A 16,191-nucleotide genomic window follows, 5' to 3' on the forward strand; every position below is an offset into this window, starting at 1 on the left:
GCCGTATAATATTCTATATCATCAATGAAGAAATCACCTTTTGTCATTGTGCAAAGGGTGATTTTATAACGAAAAAAAGGAGACACAATGGGCTATATCTCTACTATTAAGACGGCTGTTCAGCTCTTTCCTTTCCTGGCATTTTTGCTGACCTTGCCCTACATGATTTTGAATTATCGAAAATATGGCTCGGTCAATAAATTGCGGGTGCTGATTTTCTATTCTTTTATGCTTTACTTGATGACGGTCTATCTGCTGGTGATCTTGCCTCTGCCGGATCCAAGTAAGATCCATACTAGATACTCGGAAATGGTCAATCTTTATCCCTTTGCCTTTGTGGTGGATTTTTTCAAGGAGAGCCCGTTTGATCTAGCGCAGACTGGTACTTGGATTCAGGCCCTTAAGCATCCGACTTTTTATGTGCCTGCCTTTAATGTCCTGATGTTGATTCCTTTTGGGATGTATCTGCGCTATTATTTCAAGTGTGGTTTTAAGAAAACGATTCTTCTGACAGCCCTCTTTAGTCTCTTTTTGGAACTGACCCAGTTATCAGGCCTCTATTTTATGTATCCGGGTCCTTACCGCCTAGCAGATGTCGATGACATCATTCAAAATACCACCGGTGGTGGAGTGGGCTACCTGCTCGGTTGGTTCCTAGTTTGGTTATTGCCGACGCGAGATGAAATCGACCAGCATTCTTTCCGAGTAGGGATGAGAGTATCGGGTCTTCGGATTGGACTTGCCTTCTTGATTGACTTTGTGACAGTATCCTTGCTTTACGCGGTGGTCAAACGTTTAGGAGTGCTTCCTTATGTAGCGGTTTTAGCCCTTTACTTTAGCTTACTTCCCTTGTGGCGGGGCAAAACCTTGGGAATGGCCTTGGTAAGATTCCGCTTGCATTTTGACAAGCAAAAATGGCTTTGGACCATTTGGAGGGGGATTCTAGTGGTGGGCTATTTCTACCTGATTCCCCAAGGTTTGTTCTATTTGATTTCGCTCCTGAATCAGGATTTGACGGACAAGTCCCTCTTAATCTTATCCATGATCTTATTGCTCTTCTTTGCGCTCTTATTGTACCTCATTCTCACCCTTGCTATCATCTTGCTCAGTCGACGTTTTCCATTTGACCGCCTATCTAGAGCAACATATGAAAGTACCGTGCGTGTGAAGGACGAGATCCTAAAGGATTGAACGGAATAGTCTATATAGAGAGAGTAGGACAGAAATCGGTAATTCGTTAGAATTCAATTTCGTCGTCCCACCTCCGCACAGTTGAGTAGGGCTATAAAGGCTGATGAAATCAGCGTAGTAGAGCCCACTCAACCACTGCGTCTTGCTCGACAATCCAAAGACAATTGAGAGGCTAGGACTTTTGTCCCAGCCTCCATTTTTTTAACACGCGGGAAATATCCGAATGATTCCAGCTATTTTCAGCGATTTTAAGAGGGTTATACTACAATTTAAGCAAACAAATGGATATAAAAGCAATTATTACAGTCGTTGGAAAAGACCAAAAAAGAATTGAAGCGGGAGTTGCAACCAAAGTGGTAGAGTTGGGGCTCAAGATTGACGATATTTCTCAAACCGTATTGGATGAATACTTCACCATGATGGCGGTCGTTTCATCTGACGAAAAAAAAGATTTTCAGAGTTGGAAGAATTCGGTCAGTATCTTCATGTGAAAATTAACGGGACAAATGTGCCCCGTTAATTTTTGGAACAATCCTTTATTCACGCTGCATTTTGTTCACTAAAGTAGCTGTATATCTGCTAGTCATTTAGTTTTCTATTGAACACTAAGAGTGAGAGGATAGCGGTGATGGTGGCTAACCACAGTAAAGCTGTAGCTGTTTCTTCGCCTGTGTTTGGCAGTTGCTTTTCTGCTTTTGTGGTTTTCACACTTGAGGTGTTGCTGTCTTTGATTGGTGAAAGTGTAGCATCTCCTGACTTGGTGTCAACTCTTGTTCCTACTGGATTTGAAAGTGCTGAAGTTTCTGTTTGCAATGGATATTCAGGACGAGCAACGATTGGAGGGAGATCTGTTCCAAATGAATGCTGAGGAATTTCCTTGGTGCCTACTTTAATGATTTCATCTACTGGAGAAGTGGTCTCGACCAGTAGACTAGTTCGTTCGTTTCCATTTACCTGGATATATTCGACTTGATCGCCTGCTTTACCTTGAGTAAGGACTTGTTCGTTTCCTTTTTCAAGTTGAGTGGTATCACGGCGAATCGTCTTAAAAGGAAGGGCGTGGTGAACGATTTCCAGACTAGGAAGGTGATAAACTAAATCTTTGACACCTTCTGAAGGAGTGGAAGTGGCAAACACTTTTTCAACGGGTTTCACAGGTTGCACTGGTTTCACAGGTTCAGCCGGGTTTTCAGGTTGCACTGGTTTAGCAGGTTCAACTGGTTCCACAGGTTGCACTGGTTTCACAGGTTCAGCCGGTTCTTCAGGTTGCACTGGTTTCACAGGTTCAGCCGGTTTTACAGGTTGCACTGGTTTCACAGGTTCAGCTGGTTTCACAGGTTTTGCTGGTTCGCTAGGTTCAACTGGTTTAACTGGTTGAGCTGGTTCGCTAGGTTCAGCCGGCTTTTCAGGTTGCACTGGTTTGTTAGGTTCAACGGGTTTCACAGGTTGAGCTGGTTCGCTAGGTTCAACTGGCTTTTCCGGTTGCACTGGTTTAGCAGGCTCAGCTGGTTTTTCAGGTTGAGCTGGTTCGCTAGGTTCAGCTTTTGGAGTGGCTTGAAGCTGGTGGATAGCGGTTAGGACATCTTGGAGAGCCTTGTCAAGCACTTCTTGCGTTTTAGCTTCTTGGATTGAGGCTAATGCGTGCTCGGTTAGATCTACCAATTTCTTCAAAGCTACTTTATCGCCAGTTAACTCTTTAGCTTTCTGATCAAAGGCTTCTGTTAAGGCTTGAATGGTCTTGTCATATACGATTTTTGAATCAGTTTGCTTACTTGGTTGAGTGGTTTCTTCAGGATTTTTGAGGTTTGGAATTTCTTCTACTTTAGCAAAATTATCATCGTTCGCAAGAATTTCTTGCAGAGAAGTCACGGTTAGTAGGAGTTTTTCTACGTCCACTGGACTTGTTGTCAGTTGTCTAGAGAATGTCTCCAAGTTTGTTTTAAAAGCTTGACGAGCAACAGGAGTATCTTTTAAATCACTTTGATCAAAGGCTTCTAAATCCGTCTTCCATTGCTGCATGGCCTGAACGACTTCTTCTTTGGTGTAAAGAGCACTGTTTTCTCCATGTGTGATAAATTGGTCAACTTGAATACCAATGTTTCGACCAAGATCGTTTCGTTCAGGATCCAATTGGAGGCGAAGGGCATGCCAGCCTTCTTCTAAGTCCATCAAGCGAACGATGGTCTGATCCCCTTGCCGGCTTGAGGCTTTGCCACTGAAGTATTTTTTACCATCAAGAACGGAAGCATTACCTTGCCCATCTTTGTAATCCAGTACCTTTCCGTCTAGACTTACTTTGTAAATACCATGTCCTGGATCCACAAATCCTTTGATTTCCAGTCCAGTACCATAGAAATAAGCGGTCACACTTGTGTTTTTCTTTTGCTCATCCGTCATACGACCAAAGGATGCCCAAGATTCTGTATTTTGGTATTTTCCAGCTGAATTGGTTTCATGGTGCCAACCAGGACTATATTCTAGTTGTTTTGCCTGATCATCGTAGTTGTTTTCATGCTGTTTGAGCAAACCCGCTTTCATTACGCGTACGGTTGCTTCACTAGCAAATCCCAATAAAGCATTGTCAGAGGCGCTTGTCATCTTTACTTTGAAGTCAAAAATGGAGTCTGCTTGTTCGGTGAAGTCAATAGTTGGGACGGTCATTGTTTTTTCAGTTTCGCCGTCTGCAAAGGTCAGATCAGCTGTTGTATCCTTATAGACTTTACCATGAACCCCTGTTCCTGGTTCTGTTACTACATGGACAGTAGCAGTTCCATGATGACCGCCAACACGCTTGATGGTAACTGTTACGGGCTGGCCTTTTTGAACATCATAGCTTGTTTCTTTTAGTTCAAACATCCCCTTACCAGCATTGTTTAGAGTATAGATCCCTTCTGTTGCAATCGGTTCACCTGTCTTATTGACCAATTTAAGGGTATGTTCACCAGGAGCTAAATCTCCTGTTTCATAAACCAGTTGGCTCCGTTTGCGACTCGCATTTTTGGTTTGTACATCGGCAACTTTCTGGCCATCAACATAAACGGACATTTCTCCGTGATGGGGATCCACAGTGGCTACTACATAAGCCTTGCTTCCTTGGAAGTGGTATGTAGCACTCGCGTTTTGTTGGTTGGTCCACATGGAAGTACCGCGAACCCCTTCCGCTTCATTGTACCAAGTTGTTCCAGCGGTATCAGCGCTTGTATTTGAATGGTATTCGAGCCCGAGTGGGAAACCATCGGTTTTTTCGATGCTACTTGGTACTTTATAGACGGAGAAGTTGTTTAGGATAGGAGTGGCTTGTGCATCTGTAATTCGTACCCGAATTTTTTGGGCTTCTACGGGTTGCCCTTGGATAAGGCGACGATAGCCAACGGTTGAGCCTTCTCCGTAGGGAACCCAGCGTCCGTTTAGTTCGACATCGATCTTAAATCCAGAAATACGTTGTCCTTTTGCGATATCTTCTTTGAGTTCAATGACATCAAAACGTCTCTTTTGCCCAAGATCCACCGTGAATTCTCCAGTTTTGGCATCATTTGCCGGTGCCCAGCTGGTATTTTCATTTCCGTCTGTAAGGAAGCTTGCTTGATATAGATGATTTTTACGGGTCGAGCTTGCAGTAACGGTTGCACCCTTAGCGAAGTCAGTTGCGTACATCTGATCTAAAGTAGCACGAAATTCCTTCAAACGGGCAACATCTGCCTCAGCAAATTTTCCTTCTTTGTTCGGTGGAATGTTGAGGAGTAATGGCGTGCCACGACCAACAGACTTGAAGTAGATTTCCATCAATTCTTTGAGAGATTTTGGCTGTTGATTGTCATGGTAAAACCAACCTGAGCGAATAGAAACATCTGCTTCACCGACAGAGTACATATCTCCGTCTGGATCCCCGTGGTTTAAATAGTCATTTGTAACATTATCTGTAATGTTGGCTTTCTTTACTTTTTGCCAAACGGGATCACCAGCAGTTCCGCGCTCATTTCCGATCCAACGGATACTGGTCGGTTGTGCAGAGAAAATAGCAATATCCCCTTCGGCTTCCTTGATGTATTGGAACCATTTGTCAAAGGTGTAGGTGACTTTTTGAGCGCCGCTTCCGCGAGCACCATCCATCCAAACTTCAATGAATTTGCCCTTGTTCCCATATTTAGGATTGCCTAGGATTTCTTTAAGCTGGTTGAGATAATATTCATTGTAGTCTTTTTCAGTAGCTACCGTATATTTTGGATTATTGACATCCCAAGGGGAGAGATAGACTCCTAGATTCATATCATACTTGGTAGCTGATTTTGAAATTTCTGCTAAGACATCCCCTTTCCCATCCTTCCAAGAGCTACTAGCGACAGTATGGTCCGTGTAGCGAGAGGGGTAGAGGACAAATCCATCATGGTGTTTGACAACTAAGATGGTACGTTTAAAGCCGGCATCCTTTAAGGTTTTTATCCACTGGTCTGTATCCAGATTGGTTGGGTTAAAATTTTTTGGATCTTCCTTCCCATTTCCCCATTCAGAATTGGTGTAGGTATTCATACCATAGTGGATGAAGGCAGCCAACTCTTCCTTATGATAATCCAGTTGTGCCTTGCTTGGAAGAGGACCATAGTTTCCGATTTCTGCTTCGTCATCCTGAGTATGAACGGAAGGAGTAGCAGGAGTGACGGGATTGGCATGGTTGATTTCGGATGGACTTTCAGAAGTGTTAGCAGATGGTAAAGGTTTATTGGAATTTGTTGTATCCAGCTTCATGTCAGTCATTTCAGAATTTCTAGTGGTTGTTTCGGGAGTAGCTTTTTCTGATGTGTTTTCAGAAACCTTATCCTCAGAACTTGTAGGAACCTCTCTTTCGGTGACGGAAGGGGTTTGGTGGAGAAGGGCTGCGCGATCAGGTTTCGCGGCACTATCTAGTGGTGGTTTATCAGCTGAGACAGTATTTTCCAGATTTGCAGGGGTTTCTGACGCTTGGTCGTCAGCATGGGCCACCCCAGAAGCAAAAAAGCTAAGTCCGACAATGACAGAAGCAACCCCCACGCTTAACTTGCGGATACTAAAGGTTAATCCTTTTTCAAAAAAGTAACGGTTCATAATTGACTCCTAACTGGTAAGCAAGCAGTCAGCTACTGCTGGAGCCCAAGAGAAACTTGGATCGTATGCTGATGTGGTGTTCAAATGGATGCGATCATCCTTGCATTATTTGTAGAATAAATCCCTCCTTTTTTATCTTATAATATTTAAGGAATATCAATATAATAACTATACTAAAATTTTAGGAAAAATGCAATAGAAAGGAAGAGGAAATTAAAACTATTTTAGGAAGTTGCTTGCTTGGAGGAAGTGACCGAGTAAGATCTAGTAGAATCCCCGAACGATTCCAGCTGTTTTCGGCGATTTTAAGGGGAATGTGCTACAATGGAAGCAAATAGATAGAATGGAGCAGTGAAATGAAAGCAATTATTACAGTCGTTGGAAAAGACCAAAAAGGAATCGTAGCCGGTGTCGCAACGAAAGTCGCAGAGTTGGGACTCAATATCGACGATATTTCTCAAACCGTATTGGATGAATACTTCACCATGATGGCGGTCGTCTCATCGGATGAGAAAAAAGATTTCACGCAGCTTCGTTCAGAGTTGGAAGAATTCGGTCAGTCTCTTCATGTGAAAATTAATATCCAGAGCGCAGCCATCTTTGATGCCATGCACAATTTGTAAGATAGGGGTTGAGAATTTATGGACATTAAACAGGTAACCGAAACCATTGCCATGATTGAGGAGCAGAACTTTGATGTTCGGACCATCACCATGGGGATTTCCCTTCTAGATTGTATTGATCCAGATATTGATAAGGCTGCAGAAAAAGTCTACCAGAAGATTGTAACAAAGGCCAAGGATCTTGTGGCTGTTGGAGATGAGATTGCGGCGGAACTTGGTATTCCGATTGTCAACAAGCGGGTTTCAGTCACTCCAATTTCCATTATCGGAGCAGCAACCAATGCGACAGATTATGTGCCCTTCGCCAAGGCGCTGGATCGTGCGGCGAAAGAGATCGGAATTAACTTTATCGGTGGCTTCTCAGCCTTGGTTCAAAAAGGCTACCAAAAAGGGGATGAGATCCTTATCAATTCTATTCCTCGCGCTCTAGCAGAGACCGATTTTGTCTGCTCTTCAGTCAATATCGGATCGACCAAGACGGGGATCAATATGACAGCTGTCCGAGACATGGGCCGTATCATTAAAGAAGCATCGGAAGCAGATCCGATGGGGCCAGGGAAACTCGTTGTCTTTGCCAATGCAGTAGAGGACAATCCTTTTATGGCGGGTGCTTTCCACGGTGTCGGTGAAGCCGATGTCGTCATCAACGTCGGCGTTTCCGGTCCTGGTGTTGTCCAACGGGCCATTGAAAAAGTTCCAGGTGCAAGCTTTGATGTCTTGGCTGAAACCGTCAAGAAGACAGCCTTCAAGATTACCCGTGTCGGCCAATTAGTCGGTCAAATGGCTAGTGAACGTCTCGGGGTTGAGTTTGGAATCGTCGACTTGTCTCTCGCGCCAACACCAGCTGTTGGGGATTCGGTTGCCCGTGTCCTTGAAGCGATGGGGCTTGAAGTAGTCGGAACCCATGGAACTACCGCAGCGCTCGCTCTGCTCAATGACCAAGTGAAAAAAGGCGGCATCATGGCTTGTAACCAAGTCGGTGGGCTATCAGGTGCCTTCATTCCGGTCTCAGAAGATGAGGGCATGATTGCAGCGGTCCAATCAGGCCATATCAATCTGGAAAAATTGGAAGCTATGACAGCCATCTGTTCGGTCGGTCTGGATATGATTGCCATCCCAGCTGATACTCCAGCTACGACCATTGCGGCCATGATTGCCGACGAAGCAGCCATCGGGGTCATTAACCAAAAAACAACAGCAGTCCGGATTATCCCTTATGGTCAGGAAGGCGATATGTTGGAATTGGGTGGCCTGCTTGGTTATGCTCCGGTAATGAAGGTGAACAAGGCCTCATCAGCTGACTTTATTGCCCGTGGTGGTCAAATTCCAGCACCTGTGCATAGCTTTAAAAACTAAAAGAAATTTAGTATAATAGATAGAAGAATGAAAAGGTCTGTGAAGAGGAAACTCCAGACTTTTTTCATTGTACAAAGGAGAGCAGAATGGCTAAGACAAATTTATATGTTATCCGTCATGGAAAAACCATGTTTAACACAATGGGGCGAGCCCAAGGGTGGTCTGATACCCCATTAACACCAGAAGGAGAGCGAGGGATTCAAGCTTTGGGAATTGGGCTACGTGAGTCCGGCTTGGACTTCACTCATGCTTATTCCAGTGATTCTGGACGCGCCATTCAGACCATGGGCATTATTCTCGATGAGTTGGGATTGAAAGATCAGATTCCCCATCGGTTTGACAAGCGGATCCGTGAATGGTGTTTTGGAAGTTTTGACGGAGCCTATGGAAGCGAGCTTTTTCATGGAGTGATCCCGCGCTTGTATCATATCACCAATTATAAAGACCTCTCTCTAGAAGATTTGGTCAATGGCATCTACCAAGTCGATACAGCCGGCTGGGCTGAAACTTGGGAAGCAGTCAGCCACCGAATTTTAGAAGGTTTTACCGCAATTGCCAAAGCAGTAGAAGAGCAAGGGGGTGGAAATGCCCTAGTGGTCAGTCATAGCTGGACGATTCAGACCCTCATTTGTTTGTTGCAAGCAAAAGCCAATCTGAATCTGCCACTACCAAACGGAAGTGTCAGTCTCTTAGAATATGAAGATGGCCAATTTACAGTCCGCTCAATCGGAGATGCAAGTTATCGACAAATAGGTGAAGCCATACAGAAAGGCTAAACGATCAGGAAAAGGCTATTTTTCATGGTGGGATGCTGTATAGGCGAAAAATGTAAGAGCTTTCCTTCTGTCTGATAGGAAAACATGATATAATAAAGTGGACAAATACGGAGGAATACAATGACAAAAACCAGATTATACATTGCCCGACATGGAAAAACTATGTTTAATACCTTGGGGCGTGCCCAAGGGTGGTCGGATACACCCCTGACACAAGAAGGAGAACGGGGCATTCAAGAACTAGGAATTGGCCTGAAAAAGGCTGGAATTGACTTTGATCAAGCCGTTTCGAGTGATTCTGGCCGTGCGATTCAAAGTATGGGCATCATCCTTGAAGAGATGGAACTGACCGGTAAGATCCCTTATCGCTATGATAAGCGTATCCGTGAGTGGTGCTTTGGTAGCTTTGATGGTGCCTATGATGGAGACCTCTTTTTTGGTGTTCTCCCTCGGGTTTTTCAAATCGATGATTTTAGAAAACTAAGTCTGATGGAAATGGCTGAAGGCATTGTCGAAGTGGACACTACAGGCTGGGCAGAATCCTGGGAAAAATTAAGCAAACGGATCAAAGAAGGCTTTGAAGCGATTGCCAAGGACTTAGAAGCAGCAGGCGGTGGCAATGCCATTGTGGTCAGCCACGGTATGACCATTACGACCTTAATTTACTTGATCGATCCAAAAGCTGTAGAGGAATTGGTTCTTGACAATGGAAGTGTCACGGTCGTGGAATATGAAGAGGGGACCTTCACCATCAAAAAAGTTGGCGATCTCTCCTATCGTCAGGTAGGAGCGCAGGTCCTAGAGGAGGGGCATGAGTAAGAAGTTCAAGCGAGCACGAAAAAAGCGCAAGAAATGGTGGCCTTACTTAGTGAGTCTGCTTCTCTTGGTGGTTATTGGAGCAGGAATTGGTGCCTATATGGCTAATCCAAGCCTCTTTTCAGGGCTTGTGTTTTGGAAGCCTAAAAAAGGAGCTGTAACGACTCCATCTTCAACCAAGAAAAAACGATCCGATCTACCAGCTGTCTCGACAAAAGATTGGCAGTTGATCTTGGTCAATCGTGAAAATGTCAAGCCTGAGCTGAACCCACAGTTGACGGATGTCGATGCTATCAAAGTGGATAGTCGGATTGTGGATCCAACCCGACAATTTTTAGAAGCTGCTCGAAAAATCGCACCACAAGAGACCTTGATATCCGGTTATCGTAGCGTGGCTGATCAAACCAAACTCTATAATGAACGTGTCAATCAGTTGAAAGCTAACGGTCTTTCGCAAGAAGAAGCCGAAAAACAAGTGCAAACCCAAGTACAGGTTCCAGGTGCTAGTGAGCACCAGACAGGACTTGCGATTGATATGAGTGTAGAGGCGGGGCAAAGCGATGAGTTAGGTCTACAGCTTGCTGCGATTGCACCGCAATATGGCTTTGTCCTTCGCTATCCAGATGGCAAGAGCAACATTACGGGTGTGAATTTTGAAAATTGGCATTTCCGTTATGTCGGAGTGGAGTCCGCTCGCTATATGCAGGCCCACAATCTGGTCTTAGAAGAATACATCCAACTTTTAAAAAAAGACGGTAAGTAGCAAGAAATGGCCCTTTCTAGGTCTGAAGAATGATTTTTAGCACTCTTTCAAAAAGAGTGCTAATTTTTTAGTTTTTTCTCTTGACTTTCTTCTGGATGGGTGTATAATAGAATCATGGTTTAGCACTTGAGTGTATCGAGTGCTAAATGTGAAAGAGAGGTGAGGTCATGGTTACAAAACGTCAAAATGAGATTTTAAATCTTGTCATCGATATGTTTACCAAGACCCACGAACCGGTTGGTTCTAAAGCTCTTCAGGATATGATTCAATCCAGTAGTGCGACGATTCGTAACGACATGGCTGCTCTCGAAAAACAAGGTTTACTAGAAAAGGCCCATACGTCTAGCGGTCGAATGCCAAGCCGAGCAGGTTTTCAATATTTTGTTCAGAACTCGCTGGATCTAGAGTTGATTGATGAGCAAGACATCTACCAAGTGGTGAAAGGCTTTGATTTTGAAGCCTTTCGGTTAGAAGATATCTTGGATGCCACCGCGAAGTTGTTAGCCCAGATGACGGGTTACACTGCCGTGATCCAAGATGTTGAGCCTACCAGACAGCGTCTGACAGGTTTTGATATCGTACCATTATCGAGTCATGATGCCCTAGCAGTCTTGACCTTAGATGAATCAAAGCCGGTAACCGTTCAGTTTGCCATTCCAAAGAATTTCTTGACCACTGATCTGGAAATCTTCCATCAGTTGGTGAGAGAACGCTTTGTTGGCAATACGGTCCTGGATATTCACTACCGCTTGCGAACAGAGATTCCACAGATCGTACAGCGTTATTTCAAGACGACAGACAATGTATTGGATCTCTTTGATTACATCTTCTCACAATTATTTAAAGAGCTGGTCTTCGTTGAAGGAAAGGTTTCATCGTTAAGCTATGCCGATCTCTCAACCTATCAGTTCTTGGATAATTCCCAACACGTAGCCCTCGAGTTGAGAGCGGGGATTCCGGAAGACCAACTGACTCAGGTATTGGTGGCAGAATCAAAAGATCCAGCCTTGAAAAATGTGACCGTCATTAGCCACAAGTTCCTAATTCCTTATCGAGGAGTCGCACTGATGCATGTGATCGGTCCTGTTGAGATGGACTACCGACGTGTTGTGAGTCTCGTCAATGTTATCGGACGAGTCCTCGTCATGAAGTTGACGGATTACTACCGTTACCTCAACAGCAACCATTATGAAGTAAATTAAGACCAAATGAAAGGGGTGTATGCCTTGACAGAAGAAATCAAAAAAGAAGACGTGAAAGATGAGGAAGTTGTAGAGACGACAGAAACTGTCGAAGAAGAAAAGCAACCTTCTGAATTGGAAGCAGCACAAGCGCGTGCAGATGAATTTGAAAACAAATACCTTCGTGCTCACGCAGAAATGCAAAATATCCAGCGTCGGGCCAACGAAGAACGCCAACTCTTACAAAAATACCGGAGCCAAGATTTGGCAAAAGCTATTTTGCCATCATTGGATAACCTTGAACGTGCTCTTGCCGTTGAAGGATTGACAGATGATGTGAAGAAGGGCTTGGAAATGGTCCAAGAGAGTTTGGTACATGCCTTAAAAGATGAAGGCATCGAAGAGATCGCAGCAGATGGTGATTTTGACCACAACTACCATATGGCCATTCAAACCATGCCTGCAGATGACGAGCATCCGGCAGACACCATCGCACAAGTCTTCCAAAAAGGCTACAAACTCCATGACCGCATCCTAAGACCGGCTATGGTAGTTGTCTACAATTAGGCTAAAGAACTTAAAAAACCTTGTCCGAAACGACAATAAACTATGAAAGAAAGATAAACAATGGTTCAGCTTTACTAATAGTGAGCGAAGCGAACCAAAGGCGATGTTCTTCGCCGTGGCGCTATTTTCGCAAACTTTGAGACCTTAGGCTCAAAGTTTAGTCAAAGAGATTGGCGAAGTCAAGCTCTGACGGCGTCGCCACTTAAGAAGAGTATCAAAAAGAAAAAAAGGAAAAATCAACAAGGAGAAAAACATATGTCTAAAATTATTGGTATTGACTTAGGTACAACAAACTCAGCAGTAGCAGTTCTTGAAGGAACTGAATCAAAAATTATCGCAAACCCAGAAGGGAACCGCACAACACCTTCAGTAGTATCCTTCAAAAATGGTGAAATCATCGTTGGTGACGCTGCAAAACGTCAAGCAGTCACAAATCCAGATACAGTCATCTCTATCAAATCTAAGATGGGTACTTCTGAAAAAGTTTCTGCTAATGGTAAAGAATACACACCACAAGAAATCTCAGCTATGATTCTTCAATACTTGAAAGGTTACGCTGAAGATTACCTTGGTGAAAAAGTAACCAAAGCTGTTATCACAGTTCCTGCTTACTTCAATGATGCTCAACGTCAAGCAACTAAAGACGCTGGTAAAATCGCTGGACTTGAAGTAGAACGGATCGTTAACGAACCAACTGCAGCAGCCCTTGCTTACGGTTTGGATAAGACAGATAAAGAAGAAAAAATCTTGGTATTCGACCTTGGTGGTGGTACATTCGACGTATCTATCCTTGAATTGGGTGATGGTGTCTTCGACGTATTGGCAACTGCAGGGGATAACAAACTCGGTGGTGATAACTTTGACCAAAAAATTATCGATTACATGGTTGAAGAATTCAAAAAAGAAAACGGTATCGACTTGTCAACAGACAAGATGGCGCTTCAACGTTTGAAAGATGCAGCTGAAAAAGCTAAGAAAGACCTTTCTGGTGTCACTTCAACTCAAATCAGCTTGCCATTCATCACTGCAGGCGCTGCTGGACCTCTTCACTTGGAAATGACCTTGACTCGTGCTAAATTCGACGATTTGACTCGTGAACTCGTAGATCGTACAAAAACTCCAGTTCGTCAAGCTCTTTCAGATGCAGGCTTGAGCTTGTCAGAAATTGATGAAGTCATCCTTGTTGGTGGTTCAACTCGTATCCCAGCTGTTGTAGAAGCTGTGAAGGCTGAAACTGGTAAAGAACCAAACAAATCAGTGAACCCTGATGAAGTGGTTGCTATGGGTGCTGCGATCCAAGGTGGTGTCATCACTGGTGATGTCAAAGACGTTGTCCTTCTTGATGTAACTCCATTGTCACTTGGTATCGAAACAATGGGTGGAGTATTTACAAAACTCATCGCTCGTAACACTACTATTCCAACATCTAAATCACAAGTCTTCTCAACTGCAGCAGATAACCAACCAGCCGTTGATATCCACGTTCTTCAAGGGGAACGCCCAATGGCAGCAGATAACAAGACTCTTGGACGTTTCCAATTGACAGATATCCCAGCTGCACCTCGTGGTATCCCACAAATTGAAGTAACATTCGACATCGACAAGAACGGTATCGTATCTGTTAAGGCCAAAGATCTTGGAACTCAAAAAGAACAAACAATTGTTATCCAATCAAACTCAGGTTTGACAGATGAAGAAATTGAAAAAATGATGAAAGATGCCGAAGCAAATGCCGAAGCAGATAAGAAACGTAAAGAAGAAGTAGACCTTCGTAATGAAGTAGACCAAGCGATCTTTGCGACTGAAAAGACAATCAAGGAAACTGAAGGTAAAGGATTCGATGCTGAACGCGATGCTGCTCAAGCAGGATTGGATGATCTTAAGAAAGCTCAAGAATCAGGTAACCTTGAAGATATGAAAGCTAAATTGGAAGCTCTTAACGAAAAAGCTCAAGCTCTTGCCGTTAAACTCTACGAACAAGCCGCAGCAGCCCAACAAGCTCAAGCAGGAGCAGAAGGCGCACAAGCAACAGGAAACGCAGGCGATGACGTCGTAGATGGAGAGTTTACTGAAAAATAAGATGCAAAGCCCGTTAAAACCTCACAGTGAAAATAGGAAATCTGACGCAGAAACTTTAGTTTCTAGAAAGATTTGTCTGTTTCACCAAGAGGTTAGGGCGTGCTCGATTTAAGCTGAAACTCAATTCAGCCTTACTAGTAAATGATAAAAAGAAATCCAGAGGTTGCAACCCAGCCTCTGTTTTTCGGTAAAAAAGAAACGATACCAATATTTTGGGTCCGTTTTGAAACGATAAAAGAAAGGAACAAAGAGCGTTCGGGGGATTGAACTCGAGCTCTGAGGTTTCTTCCTCAATGTGAAAGAAAGGAATCGGCCCCGACCTAAATCGAGGTTTGATTCGCAATATAAAAGAAAGGAACAAAGAGTGTTCTCAACTGAACACGGGTTCCCAAAAATTCTGATTTAATATAAAAGAAAGGAATTGAACCCGACCTAAATTCTCGGAAAAAAGATAAATCTGTCTAGGAGCATCGCTCCTGCGTCAGATTTCCTATTTTTCAGTCGAATTTTACGGTCTTGGTATCTTAAATGAACAATACTGAATTTTATGACCGTTTGGGCGTTTCAAAGAATGCTTCTCAAGATGAGATCAAGAAAGCCTATCGGAAATTATCTAAAAAATATCACCCAGATATCAACAAGGAACCTGGTGCTGAGGAAAAGTACAAGGAAGTTCAAGAAGCTTATGAGACTTTAAGTGACGAGCAAAAACGAGCTGCTTATGACCAATATGGTGCTGCGGGTGCCAATGGTGGCTTCGGTGGTGGAGCTGGTGGCTTTGGTGGCTTTGATGGCGCTGGTTTTGGTGGCTTTGAAGACATCTTCTCTAGCTTCTTTGGAGGCGGTGCAAGTCGTAATCCAAATGCACCTCGTCAAGGGGATGACCTCCAATACCGCGTCAATCTCAAGTTTGAAGAAGCGATTTTTGGTGTTGAAAAAGAAGTGAAGTACAATCGAGAATCCAGTTGTCATACTTGTCATGGCTCTGGGGCAAAACCAGGGACGAGTCCGGTGACTTGTGGTCGCTGTCATGGTTCTGGTGTCATCAATGTGGATACGCAAACCCCTCTTGGGATGATGCGCCGTCAAGTGACCTGTGATGTCTGTCATGGTCGTGGTCAAGAAATCAAGGACCCTTGTACCACTTGTCGAGGTACTGGTCATGAAAAACAAGCCCATAGCGTGAACGTCAAGATTCCTGCAGGAGTTGAAACAGGTCAACAAATCCGCTTAGCGGGTCAAGGAGAAGCAGGCTTTAATGGTGGACCTTATGGTGATTTGTATGTCGTTGTCAGTGTAGAGCCAAGTAATCAGTTTGAACGGGATGGTTCAACCATCTACTACAAGTTAGATTTGAACTTTGTCCAAGCAGCACTTGGAGATACGGTTCATGTGCCAACCGTGCATGGAGATGTTGATTTGGTGATTCCTGAAGGAACCCAAACCGGTAAGAAATTCCGCCTCCGTGGAAAAGGAGCGCCTAGTCTTCGTGGTGGTGCCATGGGAGACCAGTATGTATCAGTCAATGTCGTTACCCCGACTGGTTTAAATGACAAGCAAAAAGAAGCTCTTCGTGCATTTGCGGAAGCTGGTGATATCAAGGTAAATCCAAAGAAAAAAGGCTTCTTTGATAAGATGAAAGATGCCTTGGATGACTTATAAGAATAAACGAGTTTCCTTTTGAGTAAGGGGCTCGTTTTATTTTGGATCGAATCCAAGAACTTCCTCTCCTAATTAAAGAATAATGAGAAGCCTCATTG

11 protein-coding genes and 2 pseudogenes are annotated in these 16,191 nt (G+C 43.9%); 11 read left to right on the top strand and 2 right to left on the bottom strand.

From position 1 onward, the window contains the following. Window positions 1–87 precede the first annotated feature (87 nt). On the top strand, window positions 88–1,191 hold the full coding sequence (locus HA044_RS08330; protein ID WP_187540743.1) for a VanZ family protein: 1,104 nt from the start codon (window positions 88–90) through the stop codon (window positions 1,189–1,191). Window positions 1,192–1,478: 287 nt separating this feature from the next. Beyond that, on the top strand, window positions 1,479–1,682 hold the full coding sequence (locus HA044_RS08335; protein WP_187540766.1) for an ACT domain-containing protein: 204 nt from the start codon (window positions 1,479–1,481) through the stop codon (window positions 1,680–1,682). Between the two features lie 88 nt (window positions 1,683–1,770). Here HA044_RS08335 and HA044_RS08340 read toward each other — a convergent pair. Both HA044_RS08340 and HA044_RS10040 read right to left on the bottom strand, forming a co-directional pair. Then, window positions 1,771–5,856: pseudogene (locus HA044_RS08340) on the bottom strand (alpha-L-fucosidase); the annotation flags it as partial. Window positions 5,857–6,162: 306 nt separating this feature from the next. Beyond that, window positions 6,163–6,270, bottom strand: a pseudogene (locus HA044_RS10040) (YSIRK-type signal peptide-containing protein); the annotation flags it as partial. A gap of 356 nt (window positions 6,271–6,626) precedes the next feature. Between HA044_RS10040 and HA044_RS08345 the strand changes: the two are divergent. From HA044_RS08345 to dnaJ, 9 genes are all read left to right on the top strand, one after another. Next, window positions 6,627–6,893 carry an ACT domain-containing protein gene (locus HA044_RS08345; RefSeq protein WP_003004214.1) on the top strand — a complete coding sequence of 89 codons (267 nt, stop codon included), beginning with the start codon at window positions 6,627–6,629 and terminating at the stop codon, window positions 6,891–6,893. 18 nt (window positions 6,894–6,911) lie between these two features. Further along, window positions 6,912–8,249 (top strand): PFL family protein, encoded by a 1,338-nt coding sequence (locus HA044_RS08350; RefSeq protein ID WP_187540745.1) that lies wholly within the window; start codon window positions 6,912–6,914, stop codon window positions 8,247–8,249. Window positions 8,250–8,335: 86 nt separating this feature from the next. Further along, window positions 8,336–9,025, top strand: a complete 690-nt coding sequence (locus HA044_RS08355; protein ID WP_187540746.1) for a histidine phosphatase family protein — start codon at window positions 8,336–8,338, stop codon at window positions 9,023–9,025. A gap of 120 nt (window positions 9,026–9,145) precedes the next feature. Continuing rightward, window positions 9,146–9,844 carry a histidine phosphatase family protein gene (locus HA044_RS08360; RefSeq protein ID WP_187540747.1) on the top strand — a complete coding sequence of 233 codons (699 nt, stop codon included), beginning with the start codon at window positions 9,146–9,148 and terminating at the stop codon, window positions 9,842–9,844. Further along, window positions 9,837–10,604, top strand: a complete 768-nt coding sequence (locus HA044_RS08365) for a D-alanyl-D-alanine carboxypeptidase family protein (protein WP_187540748.1) — start codon at window positions 9,837–9,839, stop codon at window positions 10,602–10,604. Before HA044_RS08360 ends, HA044_RS08365 begins: the two co-directional genes overlap by 8 nt. 167 nt (window positions 10,605–10,771) lie before the next feature. Next, window positions 10,772–11,806, top strand: coding sequence for a heat-inducible transcriptional repressor HrcA (gene hrcA / locus HA044_RS08370; protein ID WP_187540749.1), 1,035 nt, complete (start codon window positions 10,772–10,774; stop codon window positions 11,804–11,806). Between the two features lie 6 nt (window positions 11,807–11,812). Beyond that, window positions 11,813–12,352 carry a nucleotide exchange factor GrpE gene (gene grpE / locus HA044_RS08375; protein ID WP_187540750.1) on the top strand — a complete coding sequence of 180 codons (540 nt, stop codon included), beginning with the start codon at window positions 11,813–11,815 and terminating at the stop codon, window positions 12,350–12,352. 255 nt (window positions 12,353–12,607) lie between these two features. Then, window positions 12,608–14,431 (top strand): molecular chaperone DnaK, encoded by a 1,824-nt coding sequence (gene dnaK, locus HA044_RS08380; RefSeq protein ID WP_187540751.1) that lies wholly within the window; start codon window positions 12,608–12,610, stop codon window positions 14,429–14,431. 528 nt (window positions 14,432–14,959) lie between these two features. Continuing rightward, a complete protein-coding gene (gene dnaJ / locus HA044_RS08385; protein ID WP_187540752.1) occupies window positions 14,960–16,093 on the top strand; it encodes a molecular chaperone DnaJ in 1,134 nt (377 codons plus the stop codon). The last annotated feature ends 98 nt before the right edge of the window (window positions 16,094–16,191 follow it).

This window comes from Streptococcus sp. IMAU 99161 (assembly GCF_014435245.1).
Taxonomy (GTDB): Bacteria; Bacillota; Bacilli; order Lactobacillales; family Streptococcaceae; genus Streptococcus; species Streptococcus lactarius.

Excerpts from the sequence above, each read along its gene's own strand:
- dnaK (WP_187540751.1), top strand. The coding sequence starts at position 12,608 with ATGTCTAAAATTATTGGTATTGACTTAGGTACAACAAACTCAGCAGTA.
- HA044_RS08355 (WP_187540746.1), top strand. The coding sequence starts at position 8,336 with ATGGCTAAGACAAATTTATATGTTATCCGTCATGGAAAAACCATGTTT.
- HA044_RS08330 (WP_187540743.1), top strand. The coding sequence starts at position 88 with ATGGGCTATATCTCTACTATTAAGACGGCTGTTCAGCTCTTTCCTTTC.
- dnaJ (WP_187540752.1), top strand. The coding sequence starts at position 14,960 with ATGAACAATACTGAATTTTATGACCGTTTGGGCGTTTCAAAGAATGCT.
- HA044_RS08365 (WP_187540748.1), top strand. The coding sequence starts at position 9,837 with ATGAGTAAGAAGTTCAAGCGAGCACGAAAAAAGCGCAAGAAATGGTGG.
- HA044_RS08350 (WP_187540745.1), top strand. The coding sequence starts at position 6,912 with ATGGACATTAAACAGGTAACCGAAACCATTGCCATGATTGAGGAGCAG.
- HA044_RS08345 (WP_003004214.1), top strand. The coding sequence starts at position 6,627 with ATGAAAGCAATTATTACAGTCGTTGGAAAAGACCAAAAAGGAATCGTA.
- HA044_RS08360 (WP_187540747.1), top strand. The coding sequence starts at position 9,146 with ATGACAAAAACCAGATTATACATTGCCCGACATGGAAAAACTATGTTT.
- grpE (WP_187540750.1), top strand. The coding sequence starts at position 11,813 with ATGAAAGGGGTGTATGCCTTGACAGAAGAAATCAAAAAAGAAGACGTG.
- hrcA (WP_187540749.1), top strand. The coding sequence starts at position 10,772 with ATGGTTACAAAACGTCAAAATGAGATTTTAAATCTTGTCATCGATATG.